Origin of the sequence: uncultured Campylobacter sp. (assembly GCF_937890585.1) — a bacterium.
GTDB lineage: Bacteria > Campylobacterota > Campylobacteria > Campylobacterales > Campylobacteraceae > Campylobacter_A.
In genome coordinates, this window is sequence record NZ_CALACG010000019.1 from 1 (window position 1) to 2,338 (window position 2,338).

3 protein-coding genes are annotated in these 2,338 nt (G+C 43.1%); 1 reads left to right on the forward strand and 2 read right to left on the reverse strand.

Annotation, left to right across the window (positions count from 1 at the left end; translation table 11 throughout):
- The first annotated feature begins 64 nt into the window (after positions 1 to 64).
- Positions 65 to 1,630, forward strand: a complete 1,566-nt coding sequence (locus Q0296_RS00470; protein WP_298035632.1) for a flavocytochrome c — start codon at positions 65 to 67, stop codon at positions 1,628 to 1,630.
- Positions 1,631 to 1,659: 29 nt separating this feature from the next.
- Here the strand turns inward: Q0296_RS00470 and Q0296_RS00475 are convergent, their stop codons facing one another.
- The gene (locus Q0296_RS00475) at positions 1,660 to 1,893 is read right to left on the reverse strand and encodes a winged helix-turn-helix domain-containing protein (protein ID WP_103567888.1); all 234 of its coding nucleotides are present in this window, start codon (positions 1,891 to 1,893) and stop codon (positions 1,660 to 1,662) included.
- Positions 1,884 to 2,249 (reverse strand): diacylglycerol kinase, encoded by a 366-nt coding sequence (locus tag Q0296_RS00480; RefSeq protein ID WP_298035633.1) that lies wholly within the window; start codon positions 2,247 to 2,249, stop codon positions 1,884 to 1,886. Before Q0296_RS00480 ends, Q0296_RS00475 begins: the two co-directional genes overlap by 10 nt.
- Positions 2,250 to 2,338 lie beyond the last annotated feature (89 nt).

Consider the following 2,338-nt stretch of genomic DNA (forward strand, 5'->3'; position numbering starts at 1 on the left):
AGACTATTTTAATAAAAAAGTCGTATAATCTAGTTAGCGAATATCTTACTTCAAAGGAGAGAGCATGAAAAATTCAGGTTTATCTAGAAGAGATTTTGTCAAATTTAGCGCTATCGGTGCTACGGCACTAGGTATGGGCGCAACAAATTTAATGGCCACACCAATGGACGAAAAAGATGTCAAATGGGACGAGGAGTATGACGTAGTCATCATCGGCTCAGGCTTTGCAGCTCTTGCAGCTGGCGTGACATCAGCTAAAAAAGGCAACAAAGTTGTCTTGATCGAAAAAATGGGTCGCACAGGTGGCAACTCTGTCATCAACGGCGGAATTTTTGCTGTTCCAAATAGCGACATGCAAAAGAAAGCTGGCATCAAAGATAGCACCGAGCTATTTATCAAAGACTGTTTGAAAGCAGGTCGTGGCATCAACCACGTTGATCTTTTGGCAAAGATCGGCGAGAGAGCGCAAGATGCTTACAAACTCACAATTGATTGTGGTGCAAAATATATCGACCAGATCACTCACGCGGGCGGTCACTCAGTGCCAAGAAGCCTTCAAACAGAGGTCGGCAGCGGCGCTGGCATCGTGCTCCCTATGACTGCGACATTTGAAAAGTTAGATGGCGCATCGATCAAAAAAAGGACAAAATTTGATGATTTCGTCTTTGACGACAAGGGCGCAGTTGTGGGCGTCATCGTCAGAGAAAACTACAAATTTGATGGCAATTTGATGAGTGACGATGTCGAAAACAAAGGCGGCGATACAAAATATATAAAAGCCAAAAAAGGCGTCGTACTAGCAGCTGGTGGCTTTTGTAGGGATAAAATTTTTAGACGCCTTCAAGATCCAAGGATCACACCTGAGACAGACTCGACAAACCAACCAGGCTCAACAGCAGGCGCGCTTCTAGCGGCATTTAGAGCTGGTGCTTATCCAGTTCAGCCAAGCTGGATCCAGTACGGCCCTTGGGGATGTGCCGATGAGACAGGCTTTGGCGTGGGATCGATGTTTAACGTAAATGGCGCTTTTCCGTTTGGAATTTCAGTCAATCCAAGAACCGGCAAACGCTACATGAATGAGCTTGCAGACCGCAGGACAAGAACAGAAGCGATGTTTAAAGTCATTCATGAAAAAGGTGAAGATGATAAAAACTTCCCTATCAACTTCTGCGACTCAAGAGCCCTTCCTCACATGCTTCCAGCTCACTATGAAAAGGCTATCGCAGCTGGAATTTGCAAGAAATTTGACACACTTGATGCCTTGGCAGCTGAGTATAAGATCCCGGTTGATGAGCTCAAAAAAACAGTCGCAAGATACAACGAATTTGTTAAAAAAGGCGTTGATGAGGACTTTGGCAAACCAGTTGTTGCGACTACGACAAAGGGCATTGATATCTCAGTCCCGCCGTTTTACGCAGAGCGTGGCACGCCAAAAGTTCACCACACAATGGGTGGCCTAAATATCAACACAAAAGCCCAAGTCATGAACTCTCAAACAGCTATGCCTATACCAAATTTATATGCAGCTGGCGAGATCACAGGTGGCGTTCACGGAGCCAGCCGTCTAGGATCAGTGGCTATTACTGATTGCTTGACATTTGGTATGATCGCTGCTGAGACTATCGGCTAAAACAAGTAGTGGCAGGCATTTGCTTGCCACTATAAATTTTTAAATCTATAAACCCCGTTTTTTACCCGCTCAAAAATTTTCTTCTCTTCAAGCAGCTTAAATGTGCTTATCACGGTTGGTTTGCTCACATTTAGCTTCTCGCAAATTTCTGAAATTTTAAGCACGATAAAGCCATTTTCGTCGCTTAGCTCGCAAAGTAAATTTATGATCTCTACCTTTTTCTCGCCAAGAAGCGCCTTGTAAATTTCTTTTTCTAGCCCCAAATTTTATATCCTATCGCTACGCACCAAAGCGCGCCACATAAGAAATTTGCGATCATCACGGCCGCGCTTCCAGCGTCCTTTGCTGCCTTTGCTAGGGCGTGATAGTCTGGGCTTGCAAGATCAGTCACTCGCTCTAGGCTCGAGTTTAGGCACTCGCAAACTAGCACAAATGCCATGCTAAAGATCAAAAATAGGTTAAAAATAAGGTCAAATTTCCAAAAAAATAGCGAGATCGTAGCTATCAAAAATATGTAAATTTCTATTCGAAAGCTCTTTTCGTTTTTAAAAATTTCAGCCAAACCCTCTCTTGCGTAGCCAAAATTTTTAAAAAATTTATACGTTGGCTGGTTTCTCATAACTTTCCTTTTTGTGATTTTTGGCATAATTATAATTAAAAAAAGGATGAAATTTGAAACTTATTAGCTGGAATGTAAATGGGCTGCGC

Bases quoted from the DNA above. Each gene is read 5' to 3' on its own strand.
- Q0296_RS00470 (WP_298035632.1), top strand. From the start codon at position 65: ATGAAAAATTCAGGTTTATCTAGAAGAGATTTTGTCAAATTTAGCGCT.
- Q0296_RS00480 (WP_298035633.1), bottom strand. From the start codon at position 2,249: ATGAGAAACCAGCCAACGTATAAATTTTTTAAAAATTTTGGCTACGCA.